Source organism: Marinobacter sp. F3R11 (assembly GCF_003318275.1).
Classification (GTDB): Bacteria; Pseudomonadota; Gammaproteobacteria; order Pseudomonadales; family Oleiphilaceae; genus Marinobacter.
Genome location: NZ_QOCH01000015.1, coordinates 810,628 through 832,934 on the forward strand (window position 1 = coordinate 810,628; position 22,307 = coordinate 832,934).

The 22,307-nt window shown below is 52.8% G+C and carries 17 protein-coding genes, 1 other RNA gene and 1 pseudogene; 6 read left to right on the top strand and 13 right to left on the bottom strand.

The genetic code is table 11. From position 1 onward, the window contains the following. Window positions 1-8: 8 nt before the first annotated feature. The gene (gene dnaK, locus DS878_RS12150; RefSeq protein ID WP_113816200.1) at window positions 9-1,934 is read right to left on the bottom strand and encodes a molecular chaperone DnaK; all 1,926 of its coding nucleotides are present in this window, start codon (window positions 1,932-1,934) and stop codon (window positions 9-11) included. 103 nt (window positions 1,935-2,037) lie between these two features. Next, on the bottom strand, window positions 2,038-2,643 hold the full coding sequence (gene grpE / locus DS878_RS12155; RefSeq protein WP_113816201.1) for a nucleotide exchange factor GrpE: 606 nt from the start codon (window positions 2,641-2,643) through the stop codon (window positions 2,038-2,040). Between the two features lie 245 nt (window positions 2,644-2,888). Here grpE and recN point away from each other — a divergent pair, with 245 nt between their 5' ends. Then, complete coding sequence (recN, locus tag DS878_RS12160; RefSeq protein WP_113816693.1) at window positions 2,889-4,568, top strand: DNA repair protein RecN; 1,680 nt, start codon at window positions 2,889-2,891, stop codon at window positions 4,566-4,568. 94 nt (window positions 4,569-4,662) lie between these two features. Here the strand turns inward: recN and fur are convergent, their stop codons facing one another. Then, window positions 4,663-5,073: a ferric iron uptake transcriptional regulator gene (gene fur, locus DS878_RS12165; protein WP_096780559.1), complete on the bottom strand. Its 411-nt coding sequence runs from the start codon at window positions 5,071-5,073 to the stop codon at window positions 4,663-4,665. Between the two features lie 122 nt (window positions 5,074-5,195). Between fur and DS878_RS12170 the strand changes: the two genes are divergently transcribed. Further along, on the top strand, window positions 5,196-5,522 hold the full coding sequence (locus DS878_RS12170; RefSeq protein ID WP_113816202.1) for an outer membrane protein assembly factor BamE: 327 nt from the start codon (window positions 5,196-5,198) through the stop codon (window positions 5,520-5,522). Between the two features lie 5 nt (window positions 5,523-5,527). On the opposite strand, the gene DS878_RS12175 is transcribed toward DS878_RS12170, so the two are convergent. From DS878_RS12175 to DS878_RS12185, 3 genes are all read right to left on the bottom strand, one after another. Further along, window positions 5,528-5,809 (bottom strand): RnfH family protein, encoded by a 282-nt coding sequence (locus DS878_RS12175; RefSeq protein ID WP_113816203.1) that lies wholly within the window; start codon window positions 5,807-5,809, stop codon window positions 5,528-5,530. After that, window positions 5,796-6,251 (bottom strand): type II toxin-antitoxin system RatA family toxin, encoded by a 456-nt coding sequence (locus DS878_RS12180; RefSeq protein WP_113816204.1) that lies wholly within the window; start codon window positions 6,249-6,251, stop codon window positions 5,796-5,798. The genes DS878_RS12175 and DS878_RS12180 overlap by 14 nt, the downstream gene beginning before the upstream one ends. Before the next feature lie 74 nt (window positions 6,252-6,325). Continuing rightward, entirely contained in the window at window positions 6,326-7,975 is a 1,650-nt protein-coding gene (locus DS878_RS12185) for a sodium-dependent transporter (protein ID WP_113816205.1), read from the bottom strand. A 186-nt stretch (window positions 7,976-8,161) separates the two neighbouring features. Between DS878_RS12185 and smpB the strand changes: the two genes are divergently transcribed. The 4 genes from smpB (at window position 8,162) to DS878_RS12205 (ending at window position 11,845) form a co-directional block, all read left to right on the top strand. Further along, complete coding sequence (smpB, locus tag DS878_RS12190) at window positions 8,162-8,641, top strand: SsrA-binding protein SmpB (RefSeq protein WP_113816206.1); 480 nt, start codon at window positions 8,162-8,164, stop codon at window positions 8,639-8,641. 136 nt (window positions 8,642-8,777) lie between these two features. Then, on the top strand, window positions 8,778-10,196 hold the full coding sequence (locus tag DS878_RS12195; protein ID WP_113816207.1) for a WS/DGAT/MGAT family O-acyltransferase: 1,419 nt from the start codon (window positions 8,778-8,780) through the stop codon (window positions 10,194-10,196). 88 nt (window positions 10,197-10,284) lie between these two features. Continuing rightward, window positions 10,285-10,647, top strand: a transfer-messenger RNA (tmRNA) gene (ssrA, locus tag DS878_RS12200). Between the two features lie 79 nt (window positions 10,648-10,726). Continuing rightward, complete coding sequence (locus DS878_RS12205; protein WP_113816208.1) at window positions 10,727-11,845, top strand: hypothetical protein; 1,119 nt, start codon at window positions 10,727-10,729, stop codon at window positions 11,843-11,845. Between the two features lie 4 nt (window positions 11,846-11,849). Here DS878_RS12205 and DS878_RS15645 read toward each other — a convergent pair. The 7 genes and pseudogenes from DS878_RS15645 to DS878_RS12240 form a co-directional block, all read right to left on the bottom strand. Beyond that, window positions 11,850-12,008: pseudogene (locus tag DS878_RS15645) on the bottom strand (integrase); the annotation flags it as partial. 116 nt (window positions 12,009-12,124) lie between these two features. Then, window positions 12,125-12,487 (bottom strand): BrnA antitoxin family protein, encoded by a 363-nt coding sequence (locus DS878_RS12215; protein WP_222837466.1) that lies wholly within the window; start codon window positions 12,485-12,487, stop codon window positions 12,125-12,127. A gap of 82 nt (window positions 12,488-12,569) precedes the next feature. After that, window positions 12,570-12,791, bottom strand: a complete 222-nt coding sequence (locus tag DS878_RS12220; RefSeq protein WP_261977799.1) for an ADP-ribosyl-(dinitrogen reductase) hydrolase — start codon at window positions 12,789-12,791, stop codon at window positions 12,570-12,572. A gap of 245 nt (window positions 12,792-13,036) precedes the next feature. Then, window positions 13,037-13,438, bottom strand: a complete 402-nt coding sequence (locus tag DS878_RS12225) for a hypothetical protein (protein WP_113816210.1) — start codon at window positions 13,436-13,438, stop codon at window positions 13,037-13,039. Window positions 13,439-13,728: 290 nt separating this feature from the next. Next, entirely contained in the window at window positions 13,729-17,016 is a 3,288-nt protein-coding gene (locus tag DS878_RS12230; RefSeq protein WP_113816211.1) for an acetyl-CoA carboxylase family protein, read from the bottom strand. 59 nt (window positions 17,017-17,075) lie between these two features. Next, window positions 17,076-18,785 (bottom strand): AMP-binding protein, encoded by a 1,710-nt coding sequence (locus DS878_RS12235; protein WP_113816212.1) that lies wholly within the window; start codon window positions 18,783-18,785, stop codon window positions 17,076-17,078. Window positions 18,786-18,831: 46 nt separating this feature from the next. Beyond that, a complete protein-coding gene (locus DS878_RS12240) occupies window positions 18,832-22,131 on the bottom strand; it encodes a carboxyl transferase domain-containing protein (RefSeq protein ID WP_113816213.1) in 3,300 nt (1,099 codons plus the stop codon). Window positions 22,132-22,307: the final 176 nt, after the last annotated feature.

Here is a 22,307-nt window from a genome sequence, read left to right on the forward strand (position 1 = left end):
CGCCGGAATTACTTCTTCTCGTCGTCTTTAACTTCTTCAAACTCGGCATCAACCGCGTCATCAGCAGCATTAGACTGCGCATCTTCCTGGCCACCAGCCTGCTGGGCCTGACCATCCTGATCCGCATACATCTTCTGGGCCAGTTCACCGGAAACCTCAGTCAGTTTCTGGGTCTTCGCCTCGATGTCAGCCTTGTCAGAGCCAGTCAATGCCTCTTCCAGCTCCTTGATAGACGCTTCAATCGACTCTTTTTCGCTGTCGCTGACTTTATCACCTGCATCTGTCAGAGTCTTGCGCACAGCATGAACCATGGCATCGCCCTGGTTGCGGGCCTGAACCAGCTCTTCGAACTTGCGATCCTCGTCGGCATTCGCCTCTGCGTCGCGAACCATTTTCTCGATTTCTTCATCATTCAGACCAGAAGAGGCCTTGATGACAATGGACTGCTCTTTGCCGGTAGCCTTGTCTTTTGCAGACACGTTCAGAATACCGTTAGCATCGATATCGAAAGTTACCTCGATCTGCGGTACGCCACGGGGTGCAGGCGGGATATCTGCCAAGTCGAAACGACCCAGCGACTTGTTCTGCGCCGCCTGTTTGCGCTCACCCTGAACCACGTGAATGGTTACAGCAGTCTGGTTGTCATCCGCTGTCGAGAAGGTTTGAGACTTCTTGGTCGGAATCGTGGTGTTCTTGTCGATCAGCGGAGTAGCTACGCCACCCATGGTTTCAATACCCAGGGTCAACGGAGTCACGTCCAGCAGCAGAACGTCTTTCACATCCCCTGAAAGTACGGCCGCCTGAATCGCAGCACCCATGGCAACAGCTTCATCCGGGTTAACGTCTTTCCGGGCTTCTTTGCCAAAGAACTCTTTAACTTTTTCCTGAACCAGCGGCATACGTGTCTGGCCACCAACAAGGATAACCTCGTCTATTTCACTGGCTTTCATGCCTGCATCTTTGAGAGCGACCTTACAAGGCTCCAGGCTGCGCTGAACCAGTTCTTCCACAAGCGACTCAAGCTTGGCGCGGGTCAGCTTGATGTTCATGTGTTTAGGACCGCTGGCATCTGCAGTAATGTACGGCAGGTTTACATCGGTCTGCTGACTGCTGGACAGCTCGATCTTGGCCTTCTCACCAGCTTCTTTCAGACGCTGCATGGCCAGAGAGTCTCCACGCAGATCAATACCACTGTCTTTCTTGAACTGGTCAGCCAGGTACTCGATAATTTTCATATCGAAATCTTCGCCACCCAGGAAGGTGTCACCATTGGTTGCCAGCACTTCAAACTGATGTTCACCGTCAACATCTGCAATTTCGATAATGGACAGATCGAAGGTACCGCCACCCAGATCGTAAACCGCTACAGTACGGTCTCCGCTTTTCTTGTCCAGACCATAGGCCAGAGCAGCAGCGGTAGGCTCGTTGATAATACGTTTTACTTCCAGCCCGGCAATTTTGCCTGCATCTTTGGTCGCCTGACGCTGACTGTCGTTGAAGTAGGCCGGTACAGTGATAACCGCTTCAGTAACTTTCTCGCCAAGATAGTCTTCCGCAGTCTTCTTCATCTTTTTCAGAATTTCTGCAGACACCTGAGGTGGCGCCATCTTCTGGCCTTTGATCTCTACCCAGGCATCACCGTTATCCGCTCCCGCGATCTTGTAGGGAACCATCTTGATGTCTTTCTGGACAACTTCGTCTGTAAAGCGACGACCGATCAGACGTTTGATAGCGTAAATAGTGTTATCCGGATTGGTAACCGCCTGACGCTTGGCCGATTGACCAACCAGGATTTCACCATCATCGGTGTAAGCGATAATGGATGGGGTCGTACGGTCACCCTCGGCGTTTTCAATAACCCGGACCTTGTCACCATCCATGATGGCCACACACGAGTTGGTTGTTCCAAGGTCAATACCGATAATTTTGCTCATTGAATCGCTCCAGTTCTTCTGAATGCTGTACTAAATAGTTGCCCGGAAAAGTTAGTTCCGGCTTCTGCCGTTTAATGGATATATTGGCGCTTTAACTGCTTTTTCAAGCCTGCTCATCGATTTTTGGTGCATCCTGAGCCTTGGCCACCACCACCATTGCCGGACGAACCACACGCCCATTCAACAGGTACCCTTTTTGAACCACAGCCACCACACTGTTCGGCTCTGCATCCGGTGCCGAAACGAGAGACATGGCCTCATGCAACTGAGGATCAAACGGCTCTCCAACAGGGTTGAGCGGCTCGACATTGAATTTTTTCAGGCTCGATTCAAGCAGACTGAGAGTCATCTCGACACCCTGACGAATAGACGCCACCAAATCACCGGAATTTTCCTGTCCTTCCGTACTTTCAACCGCCTTTTCCAGGCTGTCAGCTACCGGAAGCAGCTCTTTGACAAATTTTTCCAGTGCAAACTTGTGCGCCTTCTCCACATCCATCTCTGCCCGGCGGCGCACATTCTGCATCTCGGCCTGAGAGCGCAACACCTGCTCCTGGAATTCCTTAACCTGATCCTTCAGGGCCTCTACCTCAGATGCCTCACCCTGCTCAACCTCCTGTTCATTCGCCTGGGCGTTGTCAGCTGCCGCCTCGGCGGCCGCGTTCAACTCATCTACCTGCTCATTGTTGCGGTTTTCGTCGGTGCTCATGACTACTCCTGCCAGATCTCCGGTGGCCGGCTCAAACGCGGCCAATTGAACATAGGCTCCAGCCCCGCGGAGCCGGAAGAATGTTATTGCGAACGGATATGGGGGCCAGAGCTCAGGTTTCAACCATCAGAGCCCGCATTACCCAAGAAAATCTCGGTCTTGGGTTTGCAAACCCGAAAAACCCTGTATATATTCACATGCACTGTATGTACAGACAGTATCTTTTTACGGCGGAGGTTATCTGCATGCTCACACAGCTCACAGTTTCCAATTATGCGATTGCCGAAAGGGTAGAACTGCAGTTCGGCAAAGGTATGACAGCTCTTACTGGTGAAACCGGCGCGGGCAAATCCATAGTGCTGGACGCATTGGGCCTGACCATGGGAGGTCGCGCTGACGCTGGAGCTGTGCGCCACGGAGCTAAACGTGCAGATATAACCGCCACATTTGATGTATCCGGCATTCCCGACGCCCTGCAATGGCTGGAGGAGCACGAACTGGATGACGACAGCGACTGTATTCTGCGCCGGGCGATAAGCAAGGACGGGCGATCACGAGCTTACATTAACGGCCAGCCCTGCCCCCTTACCCACCTGAAAGAGCTGGGGGGTCTGTTAATGGATATCCACAGCCAACACCAGCACCAATCTCTCCTGCGTAAAGAAACACACCGCAAACTGGTTGACGAATTCGCAGGCGCAGAGGATCTAGCCAACCAGACCCGAGAGGCGTGGAAAACCTGGAATCAGATTCGCACAAAGCTGGCCGAGCGCCAACAGAACGCAGAAGAGTCTGAAGCCAGATTACAGCTATTGCGTTATCAGGTTGAGGAGCTTGACCGGCTCGCAATGGAAAGTGGCGAACAGGAACTGCTGGAGCATGAACAGGCACAATTAAGCCAGGCGGATGCAATATTGCATAGCAGCCACCAGGCAGCCCTGCTTTGCACTGAAGATGAAACCAGCGCTGCAGGCCTGGTTCAACATGCCCTGCAACAACTGGAACAACTTCCCGTCGAAGTCCCCGCACTTGCGGATACTATTCAGATGCTCAGCGAAGCCCAGATTCAGATCAGTGAGGCCGGCAATAACCTTCGCCACTTTGTGGATGACTACGAAGCTGACCCCGCGCGCCTGGCCGAAGTTGAAGAAAGGCTCAGCGCTATCTACCAGATGGCGCGCAAACACCGTATCAACCCAGAGGAACTTCCAGAATTTCATCAACGGTTAAGCGCAGAACTGGCGGAACTGGATGGCGGAGAAGGCAGTCTGGAGAAGCTGGAAGCAGAGCTGGAAATCCAGCGCAACAACTTCGACAAACTCGCCAGCAAGCTTTCCAAAGCCCGGGCCAAGGCAGCCGCAGAGCTGGATCAACGTATTGCGGGCGAACTGGTTCAACTGAGTATGCCGGCAGTGCAGTTTATCACCCAACTGAATCGCAACGACCAGAACGACCCGGCGCCACACGGCGCAGAAGAAATAGAGTTCTTGGTCAGCGCCAACCCCGGACAACCAGCAAGACCACTTGCCAAAGTTGCGTCCGGAGGCGAATTATCACGCATCAGTCTGGCCATTCAGGTTGTGGTTGCCCAGACATCCACAACCCCGACCCTGATCTTTGACGAAGTCGACGTAGGCATTGGCGGCGGCACAGCAGAAGTGGTTGGCAAGCTGTTACGCTCGCTGGGAGACAGCGGCCAGGTTATCTGCGTAACCCACTTGCCCCAGGTTGCAGCTCAGTGCCATCAACACCTGTTTGTCAGTAAGTTCACCCAACAGGAAGCGACTTTCTCGAAAATCGAATCATTGGATGACCAGGGAAGAATCAGTGAAGTTGCAAGAATGCTGGGCGGCGTGGATATGACCGAGCATACCCTGGCCCATGCTACAGAAATGTTTTCCAAAGGACAGGCTACCCACCACTGAGGTGGTAGTTACTTTTCCCCTCTCAACCCTGAGAGCTATTGGGGCAAGCTTCACGGCCTGCCCCTTTTTTTATTTCGTCATTAACACCGCATTCCTATGACTTGATAGGCTTTACGTAAAGAATAAGGCTGTGCTCGACAATTTCGTAGCCATGCTCTTTCGCAATCTTTTTCTGACGCTCCTCAATCACCTCGTCAACAAACTCGATTACCTGCCCGGTCTGGGTACAAACCATGTGATCGTGGTGGTCTTCGCCAGCCATCTCGAAAACCGCATGCCCACCTTCGAAATTGTGGCGCAACACCAGACCCGCTGTCTCAAACTGGGTAAGAACCCGGTAAACGGTGGCCAACCCCACGTCATCACCCTGATCCAGGAGTCGTTTGTACACATCCTCTGCACTGAGATGGTGGTCCTTGGAATTCTCCAGGATGTTGAAGATCTTCACTCTTGGGAGAGTGACTTTAAGACCGACTTTTCTTAATTCGGTGTTTTCAGATGACATGTTACTATTCACTCTTTGGTGTGCCTCACGGCTTCCGGTATGATGAAGCCGCCATTTAACGGTTAACCCGTGCCACACCTGCCCCTGGCAGGCGATTTCAAGATAGAGGATTTCCTCCGGCGATGCAAAAGATCACAGCTCTCATTCTCACCCTGATTCTGTCCGGTTGTTCTTTCCCGGGTGTTTACAAGATCAACGTCCAGCAAGGCAACATTGTTACCGATGAAGAGCTGTCCAAACTTAACGAAGGCATGCCGCGTAGCCAGGTTCAGGCGCTGCTGGGCAGCCCACTGTTGCTGAACCCTGTTGACAGCTCCCGCGAATACTACGTGTACACCTTCCAGCGCAGCGGCGGTGAAATCGAAGAGCAACGTATCATCATCTATTACGATGGCGACCGTTACTCCCATTATGAAGCCCAGCTTCTGGAAGAAACACCAGCCTACTGATCCTGTCAGGACTTCTTTTTTGCCCGGTTCAGGCGCGCCTGTTTCGGGTCAATCTTGAGTGGGCGATACAGCTCCACCCGGTCCCCGTCACGCAACTCATGCTCAGCAGGTTTTTTAATAACCTTGCCGAAGATTCCCATATCAATCGAATCTGCGTCGATTTCCGGGAAGATTGCCACGATGCCCGACAGTTTAACCGCCTCAACAGCGGTCGTACCCTCCGGCACCTGAACAGGAACGATCTCCTGCTTGTCCGGCCGGGCATAAGCCACTTCAACGTGCGGCATCCGGCACCCCCTTATAGATATCATCCGCACGACGACAGAAAGCATCCACCATGGTGGTCGCTGCCTGATTGAACACCGGCCCAAAGGTCATACGTGACAGGGTGCCGGAGAATTCAAATTCCAACGTCAGAATCACTTTGCAGGCATTCTCATCCAGCGCTTTGAAGTGCCAGCGACCCGTAAGGTTATGAAAGGGCCCATCCACCAGATTCATTTCAATCGCTTCCGGCATCAATAGCTCATTGCGAGTCGTAAGCTTGTGCCGTATCCCGCCTTTGGCTATCTCCAGCGAAGCCATAATCTGCTCCGGGCTCTGCTGATGGATCTCTGCACCCGCACACCACGGAAGAAACTCGGGGTATCGGGCAACGTCATTAACCAGATGAAACATGCGCTCGGCAGAGTGCATGACCAGGGCTGTCTTATCAATCTGATGCGCCATTGGAACGGGTCGTCCTGCTTACAAACACACTTTAAAAATGATGACAGGTGCATAAAGAACCCGCACGACTGCAATCAGACGCTATGATAAAGGATATCGTCGTCTTTAGGGGCATTTTCAGGGGGCAATTGCTCTTCTTCATGCTCCGTCTTGGGCATCTGCTCTGCAGGTAGCCGTGCCGCTGAACCCTCAACCGCCTTCTTGCTTGCCAGTGCGTCGTCTCCGGCATCTTCTTCAACACGGCCACCTGCACCCGCCACTTCAGAAGGGATTTCACTCTTTTCCTGCAAAACCATACCTGGCGCAGGTTCACACCAGAAGGCCCTGCTACCGTTGTCACACAAGGTTACCAGTGAAGCGGCCGTGTAATGGGTTCCGATATAGACAACAACTACGGGCAATACCAGACGCATTACCCAGAACCATATATCACCAAAGAGCCTGGGCGCTGCTCCAAGCATGATTTTCGAGAGGTTGCGGGTCATGCACCAACCGGTAAAAAGCGCCACAAGAATCGCTACCAAAGGAATCATCAGCCCCCCGGTTATCAATTCCAGCCAGCGAAAAACCGTCGCACCACCAGCTCTGTAGTCCGCCCAAATATTGAACGAAAACAAAGTTGCCAGACCCGCAAGCCAAACCGCCAGCCCGACAATAATCACCGTCAGCCCCCGGGGCGCACTCGTCCATTCACGAAACCAGCCAACAACCGGCTCCAGCAAGGCCAGAGCGGTCGCCCACACAATCATTACCACCAGCAGAAAAACAGTGGCGATAATGAACTGGCTTCCGGGAAGCTCAGCAAGCGTCACAGGCAGCGATACAAACAACAGGCCAAAGCCACGCTCACCATCAAAAATGTTGTTTTCGGTAGCCATGGTGAAAATCATCAGGCCGGCGAGAATCGCTACCAGCGTATCCATTAAAACAACAGCCAGAACGGAACGCTTCAAGCGCGTGTCGGGGGCTGTATAAGCACCCAGAACCGACCACACACCCATCCCAAGACCCAAGGTAAAAAACGCATGGAACAAGGCTGCACGCAGACTACCCCATGTAAGATCCTGCGGGTGCATACCAAGAATCTGACTAATGGCTCCGTCAATCCGACCGTGCCATGCAGCAAGACCAAATAAAGCAAACAGGAGCAAAAGCGTGCCCGGCACCACAATTCTGAACGCCCGCTCAAGACCTCCCACCACACCTTGCCCGGAAACCCATAGCACCATAATCAAAAAGAAAACATGCCAGCCCATGAATGTCCGGTGAGCCCTTGGATCAGAAACCAACCCGGCAAGAATCCCGGTAGCCTCAACCTCACCTGCTCCGGCAAACTTGCCCGTAGCACCGAGAAACACATAGGCCAGAGTAATAGCCCCGAATACCGCAGTGAATGACAACACCAGAAAAGCCGCCAGTATGCTGAGCCTGCCCGCAGCCATCCACGCCCTTGAACTTCCCGCACGGCGAATCAGGCCATCCATGGCTAATACAATCCCATGGCGGGCATAGCGACCAATAGAGACTTCAGTAACCATCAGAGGCAGTGTTACCAACAGCAAACACCCGAGATACAACAGAATAAACAACCCACCGCCGTGCATGCTTGCAAGGTAAGGAAACTGCCACAGGTTAGCCAAACCCACAGTTGCGCCCACTGCAGCCCAGAAGAAGGTTGATTTCCGGGTAAATGACCCGATATGTACTTGATATGGCGTTGGCATTTGCGCCACTGACCTCAGGAAAGTGTCTGGCCTGATAGTGTAGCCGAAGGAATCCGCCACTTACGAACTGACTGTGTCTTTCACGGCCATTTCGTGACCAGTCTGGCACTCCTGGGCTACAATGCGCCTTTTGCCGACCCGCGTGCGGTCGGCCCGTTCATTCGTCCGAACCCGGATAATTAATTCATGAGCAAGAAAAAGCCCGGTACGCAGAGTAGTACCATCGCCCTGAACAAGAAGGCGAAGCACGAATATCACATAGAGCAACGCTTTGAGGCGGGTCTTGTCCTTCTCGGCTGGGAAGTGAAATCACTACGCGCTGGCAAAGCCCAGATAACCGACGCCTATGTCCTGCTGAAAGATGGCGAGGCCTTCCTGCTGGGCGGACACATCCAGCCCCTGACTACGGCCTCCACACACGTTATTGCCGACCCTACCCGCACACGCAAGCTGCTTCTGCACACCAAAGAACTGGCCAAGCTGATCGGGGAAACGAGCCAGGCAGGCCAAACCTGCGTACCCCTGGCACTGTATTGGAAAAAGAACAAAGTGAAGTGTGAAATTGCCCTTGTGAAAGGCAAGAAGCTGTTTGATAAACGTGCCACCGAGAAGGAGCGGGACTGGAATCGCCAGAAACAACGCATCCTGCGTGACGGCAACGCCTGACGGTTAGTTAACCGACAATTTTGCTGACCCGCGTCATAAGCCGCGGGTTGCTTGTGTAGCATACTCGCCCTCTATGCACCTTTTTTATCGCTGCCTATACTGCAGTTGTCCGGTGCAGCACTGAAGAGAGAGGCCTATGCCAGCAACTCAGATACCCATGTCGGCCGTCGATCGCGCGTGGCTGCGAATGGACACGCCCGAGAACCCGATGATGATATGCGGCGTTCTTACTCTAGAACGCCGCATACCCATGAACCGCCTCAAACATACGATTGAAGAACGGTTCCTGCGCTTCAGTCGTTTCCGGCAAATGGTTGTGGACACAGGGGACAAAACCTACTGGCAGGAGGACCCTCTGTTTGACCTGGACAATCACCTCCATCAGATAGCCTTGCCGGGCAGAGCTGACAAGGCTGAACTTCAGAAACTAGCCAGTGACATGAACAGCTCCTCACTGGATTTCCGCCGACCTCTCTGGCAAATGCACTATATAGACAACTACGAAGGCGGCAGCGCACTGTTAGTGCGTATCCACCACTGCATTGCAGATGGTATTTCACTGGTTCGGGTCATGTTGTCCCTCACTGACAAAACACCAGACCCCAAACCGAGAAAGATTGCCCCCAGACGGACTTCAAAAACAAACCAGAGATCCTCGCTTCAGCAACTGCTCCACCGTGCTGTCGACAATGCCCAGACTGCTACAAGTCAGGCCCGCCTGTTCATTCAATCCATGCGTGAAGAGCCCAGTTATCCGATCAAACTGGCCTCGACCGCCAGCAGCGTTATTTTGGATCTGGTAAAACTGGGCCTTGCACCCTTTGAGCCAAAAACCGGACTAAAAAATCCACTCTCAGGCCGCAAACAAGTAGCCTGGGCAGACCCGCTGGACCTTGCCGAAGTAAAGGCCTGCTCCAAAGCTCTGGGCGGCACCATCAACGACGTGCTGCTATGCACGGTAACCGGGGCCCTTCAGCGACACTTTGCAGCCAACAAGGAAGCGGTACCGGAACGAGGAATCCGTGTCGCCGTTCCGTTCAACCTGCGCCCTCTCGATCAACCTATCGAAACCCTGGGCAACAAATTTGGCCTGGTGCTGGTAACGCTCCCGGCGGAAGTGACGGATCCACTTATGTGCTTCCAGCAGGTTCAGGAGAATATGAACCGGCTGAAACGGTCGTACCAGGCGCAGGTTACCTACAGCCTCCTTGATTTATTCGGCCGGGGCCCCGACATTCTTGAACGGAGGGCGCTGGAACTACTCAGCAACAAAGCATCTGCCGTGCTAACCAATGTGCCCGGACCGAAAGAAGCCCTGTACCTGGCGGGGAGCAAGGTAACCCAACCCATGTTCTGGGTACCTCAAAGCGGAAATATTGGCATCGGCATGAGTATTTTCAGCTACGCAGGCACAGTTCAGTTTGGCATTACCGTCGACAAAGCTATTCATGCAGATCCGAACGCCGTGATGAACTACTTCCGCGAGAGCTTTAAAGCCTTGAACCGCGCGGCCCTGGCCGGCCGGCACAAGAGCACAAAGCTAAAGACAGGCTGACATTTAAAAGGATTTCGAAGCAGCTAGTGCAAAACAGCAACAAAGAGACCTTGAAGTTGGGCAAGACGCCCACATATACTGTGGATAAGGGGACGACATGGCTTCGACGCTGGTGGCGAACCCTTGGGTGCATGTCGAGATGGCAGCGAATCTCGTTAATCCAAAGCTGCAATGCAATAGTCGCAAACGACGAAAACTACGCACTAGCAGCGTAAGCTGCTAGTCGTCCTGACTGGGTCGCCCGTAGCCCAGAGCTACATTTCAGGACGTCATCGCTTACGGGATGCTCCGTTATCCAGAGTTCACTGGCTAGCGGCTAAGATTTAAAGAACTCGCCTCTTGCACCCTGGCCTTCGGGTCGCTTGAGGTTAAATCAATTGAAGGACATAAGCATGTAGATCTCAAGGCACAGTGCTGGCGGACGCGGGTTCAATTCCCGCCGTCTCCACCAACCAAAGAGAAGAAAGCCCCTGATTTTAGGGGCTTTTTTTATTGCTTCATAGAAATAAATCGCGAGGAGTGGCCACCACGTGTCCACCGAGGACGAGGATAAATTCAAGTGGAAAGGTGTGCCTATGACTTCAGAGGCACACTTAATCGACACATCCCTTTTTCGTCGAGCAGTGCTGATCCCAGTATTTCTCGGGGTAACCTTAATGATTGTGGCTGCATTGAATAGCAGCAATAAATTAACGCCATGTTTTGAAATCGAATGCTTCGGCACGTTCTTCAATCTTTTCAAATTCCAGTTTGCTGTCATGGGGCTAGCCATTCCACTAGGAGCACTGGTGGCCTCACACCACCGCTCTATGCAATCAGCGGCTCAGATCAAAACGCAACTTAATCAGAATATTTTTTCGAACTACATCGATCACAAGAAGCTATTTGAGCAGTTCTTTCGCGACAATGATCCACTGCGACTAAATGACATAAAAAACAGGCAAATTTGGGAAATATACGACAGAGTGTTTCCTGGGGCACCTTATGGGGACCTTTTACCAAATGCTGCATTGAAACCCTTCATGGACAAAGTTGCAGAGCAGTTCAACGAAATCGTTGAAAAGACGAAAAGTGATCTCCACGAAGATTCCCTTGCCTTAACAACAAGCAGCATTCCGAGACTATGGGTATATGCAAATATCACGGTGTCGAATTTTCTGGGCCTGCCCAGACCCGTCGACGCTGCAGCGATTAATAGAGACCCTGTAAATCTGCTTCGATCCTACGCTGACTTCACATTAGCAGTGGCAAACGGACTCCAAGACTGTGCAAATTTCCATAAATTCTATGACAATTATTCAGCTCTATCTCAAATAGAGAGCGACTACTCAGATCTAAAAAACGATCTCGAATCCCTTCAAGCGGTTAACGATGCAAGATGTAAGATATTGAATGCTATTGGAAATGCTACCGAGGCTTCCGGGGAATTAAATCGAAAAGACGAATACGCAGCACGATCCTTCAGCAATCGCCTAAAAGAGTTCACGGACGAGCAGAATCCAAGAGACTATATCTCTCCAGAAAACGCGAGGTTAGTTTTTGAAAACTATATCCCTGAATCACATAGAAAGGTGTTTTTACAGCATATTCCAGCAGCGTGGCAGATTGAGCTGCCCAAGAACACTGAAACCACTACGAAAGGCGATTAACACCCTATGACAAGCTGTTTAAAGGAGAGAGTCTCACTGCTCGATCCAGGTGATCGGGAGCCAAATGCGAATAACAAAGTGTCATTGTCAATGAGCTGTGCCCTAGGATCTCTCTCAGTGTAACGATGTCACCACCATTCATTACAAAATGGCTTGCGAAAGTTGGGAGCAGGTCAGGAAATACCAAGCTTCCTTTCCCTCAGAATGATCAAGAATGAGAGTATCTTCAGGTAAAAAAAAGCCGGGGTTTCCCCGGCTTTTTTTACTATAGGAGGCGTCTCATCCTACAGCTGCGCAATCATCTTCAAAATGACAGTCGTCGACTGAGTCAGATTCTGCTTTCGTAGAACCCATTTCTACTGATTTCTCCCTGAGAATCCGCTTTTTCTCTGAATCAGCGAACCGCTTGAGGACCTGCCTGATAAGCGGCTGGTAGCCGATACCGTGTATATCAGCGATCATTTTGAAATCTTCAATGAGAGATTTTTGCAGTCTAATGGAAATCGGGTGCAGCTCAGCTGCAGCATTCAGGGCGTCCTCACTAACACTTTTAGAGACGCGTACATATTCTTCCTCTCTTCCTAATTCTCCATTTTCCCAAGCGTCGGGGGTTCCTTTAATTTTTTTCATGCTCTTTGCCATGGTAATCTCCCGTCGCGAGGCCACAAAGCTCTTGCCGGCTCTTGGACCTTCATAGCGACCTAATGAGATGGGTTTCTCTCTTTTACGCGTACTTTATGTAAATACGCTTTTCGTCTTCGTTAGGCACATACGCAGTTTTAACAACCACGTCACCGTCTTTAAGAATGAAAACGATTTTTAGTTGTCGACCACTGTCGGTTTCAGCAATAAACCACTGAGTAGGTGGATCTGACTTGTGATCTTCTCTCATGTCTTCCAGAAACTTACCCGTACGATTCGCGATACACTCCTGAACTTCCTCCAAGCTGACTCCATGCCTTTGAGCCAACTTTTGCTTAACCTGCGGTGAACACTTTAGCCCCATCGGATCCCTCTGACGATTTGTATATACAAAGTATATACGCTATTGACGGAAACAGCAATAACGATCACGTGCAGGAAAAACGTCAACAACGTAGTGGTTTTCCGAAGACCCGCGCAGAGAATTTCCAGCACAAAATCCTGTTTTCTAATGGAAATCGGAACCCTGGACAGGTCTGCCTTCCTCGATCATAGGTTGTTTCGATACCGTGTACATGCCATATCGCGGTAGGCCTTGCTCTTTTCAGTACCATCCTTTTCATATTCAGCCTGCCAGAATTCGCATAGCTCGCGATTCTTTTGAACCATTGCCAGCTTCCGCTCAGCTTCTCTCTGTGCAGCTGCCCGCCTACGCTCCCGATCCTTTTGCGATTCTTCCCACTGACTCTGAATGTCACGAGAAGACGGACCAGGTGTTGGAACAGTTATTGGAGGGAATTCTTGTGAAACTTGCTCATCCATTTTCCTTCCCATGAAATCAGTCATGGAATCAAAAACCACGAAGAAAATCACCCAACCGATGATGCTGATGATGATCCACGATACGATATTGGCAACTACTACTGCAGAAAACACCTTGAACCAAGACATCGTTCACTCCATTGAAAGACCGATAGGAAGCTTACCTAAGGTGTCAACAAAGTGTCCACGATCCTGTGATTTACTGTGGTTTTCCGCGGAACTCGATTTTCAGAAGTAACTGATTTGGCACGAAGAGTGGCTTACTGTGTTTCTTTGAACGGTTGCGGCATCGGGTTCAATTCCCGCCGTCTCCACCAGCCAAATTTCTTGAGGCGCCCGGAACCCGGAGCTTTGAGAGACGTTCTTTTCATTGCCGAACAGAGTCGGGGCTGAACAACCGAAGGCAGCAATGCCCCCTTTTACGGTCTCGTTCCGGAAGCTGGTTTCCCCAACTGTTTGGGGAGTATGCGATAAGCGTCTTCAACCCAGTCGCAAAGCAATCGGCGACTATCTCTCGGATCAATCATGTTCTGCACGCCAAATTTTTCAGCTGTGCGGAACGGTGAAGCGATTTTTTCCATATTCAGACTGATTCGCTCCAGTTCCCGCTCCCGGTTTTCCACCACGTTAAGCTGGGAGCTAAAGGCTGCTTCAATGCCACCACGTGACGGCAGTGAACCCCAGGTACCCGACGGCCAGGACCAGCTGGGCAATGCCCGATGGCGATTGACCATACCAGCACCACCTACTCCAAAGATTCTGCGCAGAATCAGCTCTGCCTGGGGTACCCGGGCCTGATAGATGGCAGAAATTGCCCTGACCCCGTGGCGTATCGTACCTCGACGCTCCGCTGCAGAGCCTATGGAAACGCCACCCTGATCGGTCAAGCTGACAACAGGCAGATGGAAGGTATCGCAAAGGTCCACCAAACGAGTAACAGCCTGTGCTCCCTCTACAGTCATGGTGACACCCTTGAGCGGGTTGGTCGCGAGAATACCCACCGGATAACCATTTAACCGGCCGAGAGCCGTCACAGTAGAACCACCATATTCAGCATAAGTGAAGACAGAACCCCGATCGAAGACCGCCTCAAGAATGGCATTGATGTCATAAGGTTTTCTGGAGTTCCTGGGGATAGCACTAAGCAGTTGTTCCTCTCGCCGTCCCACAGGATCATCGCAAACCTGCCGGGGAGGCAGTTCGTCCACACTCCGCGGCAAATAGGACAAAAACTTCCGAATAACATCGAAGGCCTCCCGCTCTGTGTCGACCAGGCGTTCAACCACCCCGCTTTCCGCATGAATTCCGGCACCACCCAGCTCTTCCAAGGTCAGATCTTCACCCGTACTGGCTTTTACTATTGGGGGGCCGGCGGTAAATGCCTGGCCGATGCCCCGGACCATTACAGCGAGGTGCGACATCGCGAGCCTGGCGGCACCGAGCCCTACAACTGGCCCTAACGCTGCGGCAACAACTGGCACTAGTGAGAGATTATCAACAACCGCATCCCAACCCGGGTTGATGGGGACATAATGAAAGCCACGTTCGAGCGCCATCTTGACACTACCACCGCCGGAAGCGCCGTCGAGCAATCGTACGACCGGCAAGCGCATATCCCTGGCGTAGGTTTCGAGGAAGATCTGCTTACCGTGAATCGCGGCATCACCCGAACTCGCCCGCAACGTAAAGTCATCGATTCCAACAGTCACTTTGCGTCCATTGAGGCGCACAGTGCCACCGATAAAATTGGCGGGTTTTAGGTTGATCAGGTTGCCCTGTTCGTCGTATTCGGCAAACCCTGTAAGCGCCCCGACCTCTGTAAATGTGCCTTCGTCGGCCAGGTCCTCGACGCGCTCGCGGGCGGTCAGTTTTCCTTTGGCTTTTTGCTTACTGACTTTGTCCTTGCCGCCCAGCTGTTGGGCCATCGCGAAACGCCGCTGGCTCTCTTCAACTTCGGCGCCCCAGCCTGCGTCCTGCTCGTCGAATAGTGGAGGAGAAACTGTTCTTTCGTAGTTCGCTAATGAGTCGGCGTCACCGGGCTCAATAGTGGCAAGAATGTCGTTCTCCCTGATGACATCACCAACCTGAGCCGTAACTGCACTTACCCGGCCGCTGTATGCAGCCCGGACAGACTGCTCCATTTTCATGGCTTCGATCACCATGAGCGGCTGCCCCTGCTGGACAAGATCCCCGATTTCGACATCGACAGAAATGATCATACCCTCCATGGGTGCATGGATGGCGTGGCCAGTATCGAAGCCCATCGTGAGAGCCGAGGCATCCTGACGACTTTGGTGCTTATCACAACTCCCGTCTTCGAGCGCAGGGAAAGCTAGTGGAGAAAAGGTACTAATAGCCGTTTGTATCTCCTGCTGATGAGCAGCAATGAAGTAGGTGCTGTACTCCCCCCGAAGAAATGCTGGATTACTCAGAATTGCTCCAAGGAGCGGGATGTTTGTAGGCAGACCGGTGATGTGGAATTCGCGCAGGGCTCCGGTGAGGGTTGCGGCAGCAGAGAGAAAACTCTCACCCCGCGCAATCACTTTCGCGACCAACGAATCGTATCGGTGACTGGCATTGTAACCGGGGTAACCATAGCTATCGACACGCACTCCCGGACCGGAGGGAGGGATAAACCCGGTAATAAGGCCGGATCTGGGCCTGACTATTCCGTCTGAAGTGAACTCTTCAAGGTTGACCCGAGCCTGTATCGCAAAGCCATTGGCTGGCGGCGCCGACTCCAACCCCAATTCAGAAAGAGATTTCCCCGCAGCGATTCTGATTTGAGTCTGCACCAGATCAACACCGGTAATTTCCTCAGTAACTGTATGTTCAACCTGAAGCCGGGGGTTTGCCTCCATGAACCAGAAACCACCCTCGGAGACCAGAAACTCAAAGGTGCCAATATTTTCATAACGAGCCTGGGATGCCAGTATTTGCGCTGCTTCAAGTATGTGCTCACGCATCGACTGAGGGAGTACAGGGCTTGGCGCGATTTCCAACAGCTTCTGGTGGCGCCTTTGCACCGTGCAATCCCGTTCCCAGAGGTGAGTGACCCGGCCAGAACCATCGCCAACAATTTGCACTTCGATATGGCGTGCGTTATGAAGCAGCTTTTCCACATACAGGTCGCCGTTACCGAATGCCTGCTCTGCTTCGGACTGGCAGCGCAGATAGGCATCATCGAGCTCCTCGATTGACTTCACGACCCTCATTCCTCGGCCACCGCCCCCGGCTATGGCTTTCAGTATAACCGCCCCGCCGTTTTCCAGTGCGAAGGCCTTGGCCTGCCTAAGCGAAGTCGGGCCAGATGTACCCGGCATAACCGGTATACCTGACTCAGAAGCCGCCTTCAGCGCATTAACTTTATTGCCAAACAGATCCAGTGTTTCCGATCGTGGGCCTATGAAGCGGAGGCCTGCATCCTCACAATGCCTTGCAAAGCCACTATTCTCACTCAGAAATCCATACCCTGGATGGATGGCCCAACAACCTTTCTCCAGCGCAGCCGAAATAATGGCTCTACCATCCAGATAGGCAGCAGAACCTTCACGGGGTAGCTCACAAGCTTCATCCGCGAAACTGGTATGCAGTGCCTCGGCGTCATCACCCGCATATACCGCAATCGTCTGATACCCCAGTTGACGTGCAGCCCGGATTATCCGAATGGCGATTTCGCCACGATTGGCGACCAGAATCCTCTCCATCTGCTTCCACCTTTGTCTTGTTGTTCAGTATTCGGGCCTACTACCAGTCTGCAATGCCTTCAGCGCGGCTCTTGCTCCGTAATCATCTGCTTCAGTTTGTATTTCTCTATTTTGTTGGTAGGCGTTACTGGCAAAGTATCCACGATGCGAATATGGCGGGGGCGCATATATTTCGGCATGTGATCCGCAGCAAAGGTAGCAATGTCGTTCTCTGTGGTACTCCCCGCTTCCTTGAGCTCAATGAATACAGCGATATCATCCTCATTCCCTTCCTGTGCTGGCATGGGCACAGCAGCCACGGCCCGAACTTCCGGATGATCCACGAGCAGGGATTCCACCTCGTAGGAAGAAACGTTTTCGCCACGCACCCGGAAATAGCCCCCCATTCGGTCAACAAACCGAAAAGTGCCGTCATCTCCTTCAACCACGGCATCTCCGGTATGGAACCAGAGATTTCTCCAGGCTTTGAGTGTGGCTTCAGGCTTATTAAGATATTGCTGAAGCAGTAGTCCCGGGAACCTTGGCCGGAATGCCAGCTGTCCAACCTGGCCTGGCGGCAGACGGTTGTCGTCCTCGTCCAGAATGGCAACATCCACCAACGGTGATGGTCTGCCCATAAAGCCCGCCGGCAGATCTTGTTCACCACTAACAAGCAGTCGGCCGGCTGCTTTGGCAGAAGCCCGGAGTTCGTCTTTCGACAACCCCTTGTAGAGTTCCGGCTGCGTGCCTGGCTGATCACCCAGCTCGTCAATGATCGCCATAAAACCGGCGCCGGACTCCGTCTGACCAAATCCGCAAGTAACAAAGTCAAACCCGAAACGCTTGGCGACTTCGTAGTGGTTAGCCGGAAGCGGCTGCATATGCACCTTATTGAGGGTGTTATTTCGGTCGTCGTCCGAGGGGGGTGCCGACATCAGCCATGGAATCATGACGTCTAACAGAATTCCGGTGCTTGCTCCGCACTCGCGGATCCGGGACCAGTATTCCGAGGGACTGAACCGGTTCCAGAGGCCCACGGTATTGCCCTTCCAAACCGCTTTAACCAAGAGCGCATAGGCACCACCAACGTGATACATCGGCAAATCGCAATACACCACATCTTCCGGGGTCCACTGGCTGCGGCCCGCAAAGGCATACTGATTGATCCACCGGAATGGAAGCAAAACACCCTTGGCAGGCCCAGTAGTTCCGGAGGTATAGATAATGGTCGCCGGATCAAAAGGACCCAGCCCGGGATCAGCCAGTGAGATTTCAGAAGCCGCAAGGGTATCAAGCCGATGCACTGTTGAATTTGGCAATTCAACATCAGACTCACCAGCCTCTCCGGAGGTATCCGGCCCAAATACTACATGGCACGGAGCAATATCCGACCCTATTTTGTGTAATTCCGAACCAAACGAAGGATCAGTAATCAGTACAGGAGCTGCAGTATCGCTGATCTGATAGCTAAGCAGCTTGCCCTTCAGGTTGAAGTTGATCGGCGCATAGATCGCCCCGACCTGCCAACAGGCAAACATGGAAATCGCAGCCAACAGCGAATTACTGGTGAGTACGCTGACGGGCTGGCCTCGCTGGATGCCCAATGAAGCCAGCCCACAAGCAATATTCAGACTTCGGTCATACATTTCTCTAAAGGTCAGGCTTTCGCCCGTTTCCCCGTAGTAGATGAATACCTTGTCGCCGTTTTCGAAGGCATGCCTTTTAAGCTGATAGAGCGGTACATCCCCTTCGGACACCATCTGATCAAAAATTTCTTGTGGTTGTTTCATGCAGGCCCTCCTTTTGTTTTTGTTACTCTCAGCTTTCCTGGCGAAGTTACCAGGTGTCTACCATCGGACGGCGACGTCCGATGCGGGGCCCTGGTTTCCTTGCCGACTTGAGACCACGGAGGATCCAGTTGCGAGTATCAGCCGGGTCGATAACCGCATCTATTTCCAGAGATACAGCCATACTCAGGGCCTTGCCTTTTTCGTACTGCTCCGCCACAAGCTTTTCGAACATCGCCTTCTGGGCAGCTTCGTCACCGGCATTAGCGATTTCGTTGCGATAACCAAGACGAACCGCACCCTCAAGCCCCATCCCACCAAACTCACCGGTGGGCCAGGCCACGTTAAAGAAAGGCGCATGGAACGAACCCGCTGTCATACCCATGGCCCCAAGGCCGTAGCCTTTCCGCAGAACAACGGAAAACACCGGGATCTTGAGGCTGGCGGCGGTGACAAACATCCGAGTGGTATGTCGGACCAGACCAGTTTTCTCAGCCTCAGGGCCTACCATGAAGCCCGGGGTATCACAGAGACTGATCAGTGGTACATCATAGGCATCACATAGCTGCATGAAGCGGGACGCCTTGTCGGCACCATTCGCACAGATTGCACCACCCAGGTGGCGCGGGTCATTAGCGATCAGGCCAATCGGCCGCCCTTCAATACGGGCGAAAGCAGTTACCATACCGGGCGTAAACTCCGGCCGGAGTTCAAGGTAGCTATTGCTATCGACCAGCGTTCGAATCAGTGACCGGATGTCATAGGAGCGTAGCCGGTTCTCCGGAATGCTGGACCGAAGAAGCCGCTGATCTGCACAGGTCCACTCCGGCAATTTGCCCTGGAAGTACGACATGATCTGACGAGCAACCTTTGCCGCCTCCCGCTCGTCCTCAACCAGGCAATCCACGACGCCATTGGCAACCTGGACAGACATGGGACCGACCTCTTCCGCAGAATAGACTCCCAGACCGCCGCCTTCGATCATTGCCGGCCCGGCCATACCCAGGCTGGCGTTCCTTGTTGCAATCAACAGGTCGCTGGAACCCGCAAATACGGCGTTACCGGCGAAACAGCGTCCTGAAACAATCCCGATACGGGGCGCCAACGCGGTCATCCTTGCATACTGCAGGAAGCTGGACTGGTCGAGCCCGGCCACCTTGGTGGCGTTATCTGTATCCCCCGGACGACCACCACCGCCTTCCGCAAAAAATATAACCGGCAACTGCTGCTCTTCAGCCACTTGGAGCACACGGTCTGTTTTTTTGTGGTTCATGGTTCCCTGGGTCCCGGCCAACACAGTGTAGTCGTAGGCCAAAACAGCACACCGAGCCTGGTCCTCATCAAACATTTGACCATTCACCGCTCCTAAACCGGCAACCAGACCATCCGCAGGGGTCGAACGCATGAGGTCATCAACCGAGCGTCGGCGCCGCTGCGCAGCAAAGGTGAGAGCACCGTACTCAATAAAGCTACCGGAGTCGCAGATGTTGTCGATGTTCTCGCGAGCAGTGAGCATGCCCAGCTTGTGGCGCTTCGCCACTGCATCAGGTCGGACTTCATCGAGAGTCAGACGATGGCGCTCCATAGTTTCCGCCAGATCCGGACGGATATAATCAAGATCAATTTGTTGTTCAGTTACCTCTTCATCCTGGCCGGTGTCGCCAGGCTCAATATAGGCGATGGCCTGGCCTTCGTTTACATAATCACCCTCAGCCAATGGCAGCCCCCGGATAATGCCGGCTACCGGCGCCTTGATCTCATGTTCCATTTTCATGGCTTCGAGAATGGCCAATGTTTGCCCCTTGGCCACACTGTCACCTTCACCCACCAAGGTCGTCACGAGCTGCCCCTGCATGGGAGCAGAAGCCGACTCAGAGCCTTCCGGCGCCTCTTGTATGGCCTCGGTTTGGTTCACCCCCCCGGACGCGCCGGAGCTACAAAAAAGCTGCGGATGATCCTGCTGTCCCTCGACCACAAGGTCAGCCATGTGGTCATCAACGAAACGTGTGTATATGCAGTTTTCGGCGACGTCTTCGCGACAGAGGAGCGACTGCAGGAAGGAAGCGTTAGTCTTTACTCCCTCAACCCGGAACTGACAAAGGGCACGATAGGCCTTACGGACCGCCTGCTTATAATCCGCTGCCCGACTGTGAACAATCAACTTCGCCAGCAACGAATCAAAGTGCGGACTTGTGGTGTATCCCCGGTATCCGAAAGTATCGACACGAAGCCCCGGCCCAGAGGGCGGTTCGAATGTCTCCAGGGTGCCGCCACTGGGGCGGGTTGTGCCGTCGGCGTCCATAGACTCCATATTCACTCGGCACTGTATGGCATAACCATTCGGCTCAGCTATTTCAGCTTGAGTGAGGTTGAGGTCTGCCAGACTCGCCCCCCCCAGAACAGCAATCTGGGACTGGACAAGGTCAACACCGGTAATCTCTTCAGTAACAGTGTGCTCCACCTGAAGCCGGGGATTCGCTTCAATAAAGAAAAAGTCTTTACCGTTTTCATCCACCAGAAATTCAAATGTACCCAGTCCGGCATAGTTGACGTGTCTGGCCATTCGTAATGCCGCATCCAGCAGGTATTCTCGGGTAGTGGCCGCCAATGTCGGACTGGGAGCAACTTCAACCAGCTTCTGATTACGTCGCTGTAGACTGCACTCCCTCTCCCACAAGTGAATGGCATTACCACGGCCATCACCGAGTACCTGCACCTCAATGTGCCGGGCTTTCCGGACCAGGCGTTCGACGTACAATCCATCGTCTCCGAATGCCGCTGCGGCTTCACGGGCACACGCCTTGTAAGCCTCCTCAAGGTTCTCGCCCGGCAAAACAATCCTCATCCCGCGACCGCCGCCACCGCAAATGGCCTTGATAACTACGGCCACATCACTATCCAGGCTTCCAACAAAATCTCTGGTTTCAGCCAGTGACGTACGACCCTTGGTGCCCAGAACAACTGGAACCTCACAGTGTTCTGCAAGCGTCCTGGCGGCCGCCTTGTCTCCAAGCATTGCAAGTGTTTCCGGATCAGGCCCGATAAAGGTGATGTTGCTGCTGGCACATTGGCGAGCCAGGTCGGCGTTCTCACTCAGGAACCCGTAACCCGGATGCAGAGCGTCCGCCGAAACCTTCCTGGCAACTTCAACAATTGCATCGATATCCAGATATGCACGGGCGCCTATTCCAGGCAGGAGTACCGTCTGATCAGCATAAGCGAGATGGAGGGAGTTTCGGTCATCCTCAGAGTATATGGCCACGGTTTCCAACCCCATCTCGGCAGCAGCCCGGGCAATACGAATAGCAATTTCACCACGATTGGCAATCAGCAACTTATTGAACTTCACAGGATGACCTCTTCAGATTATTGGCTTTGTTATCAGATCGGTAGCAATGATCAAGGAACTGTTCACACGTGTCAGATTCCCTGAAATTTCTGAGCCCGCCTGCTTGACGACCTGCGGAATAGCTACCATCCTATTACTAACTTACACGTCAGTCAGTTTTAGTCAAAAAAAACTAA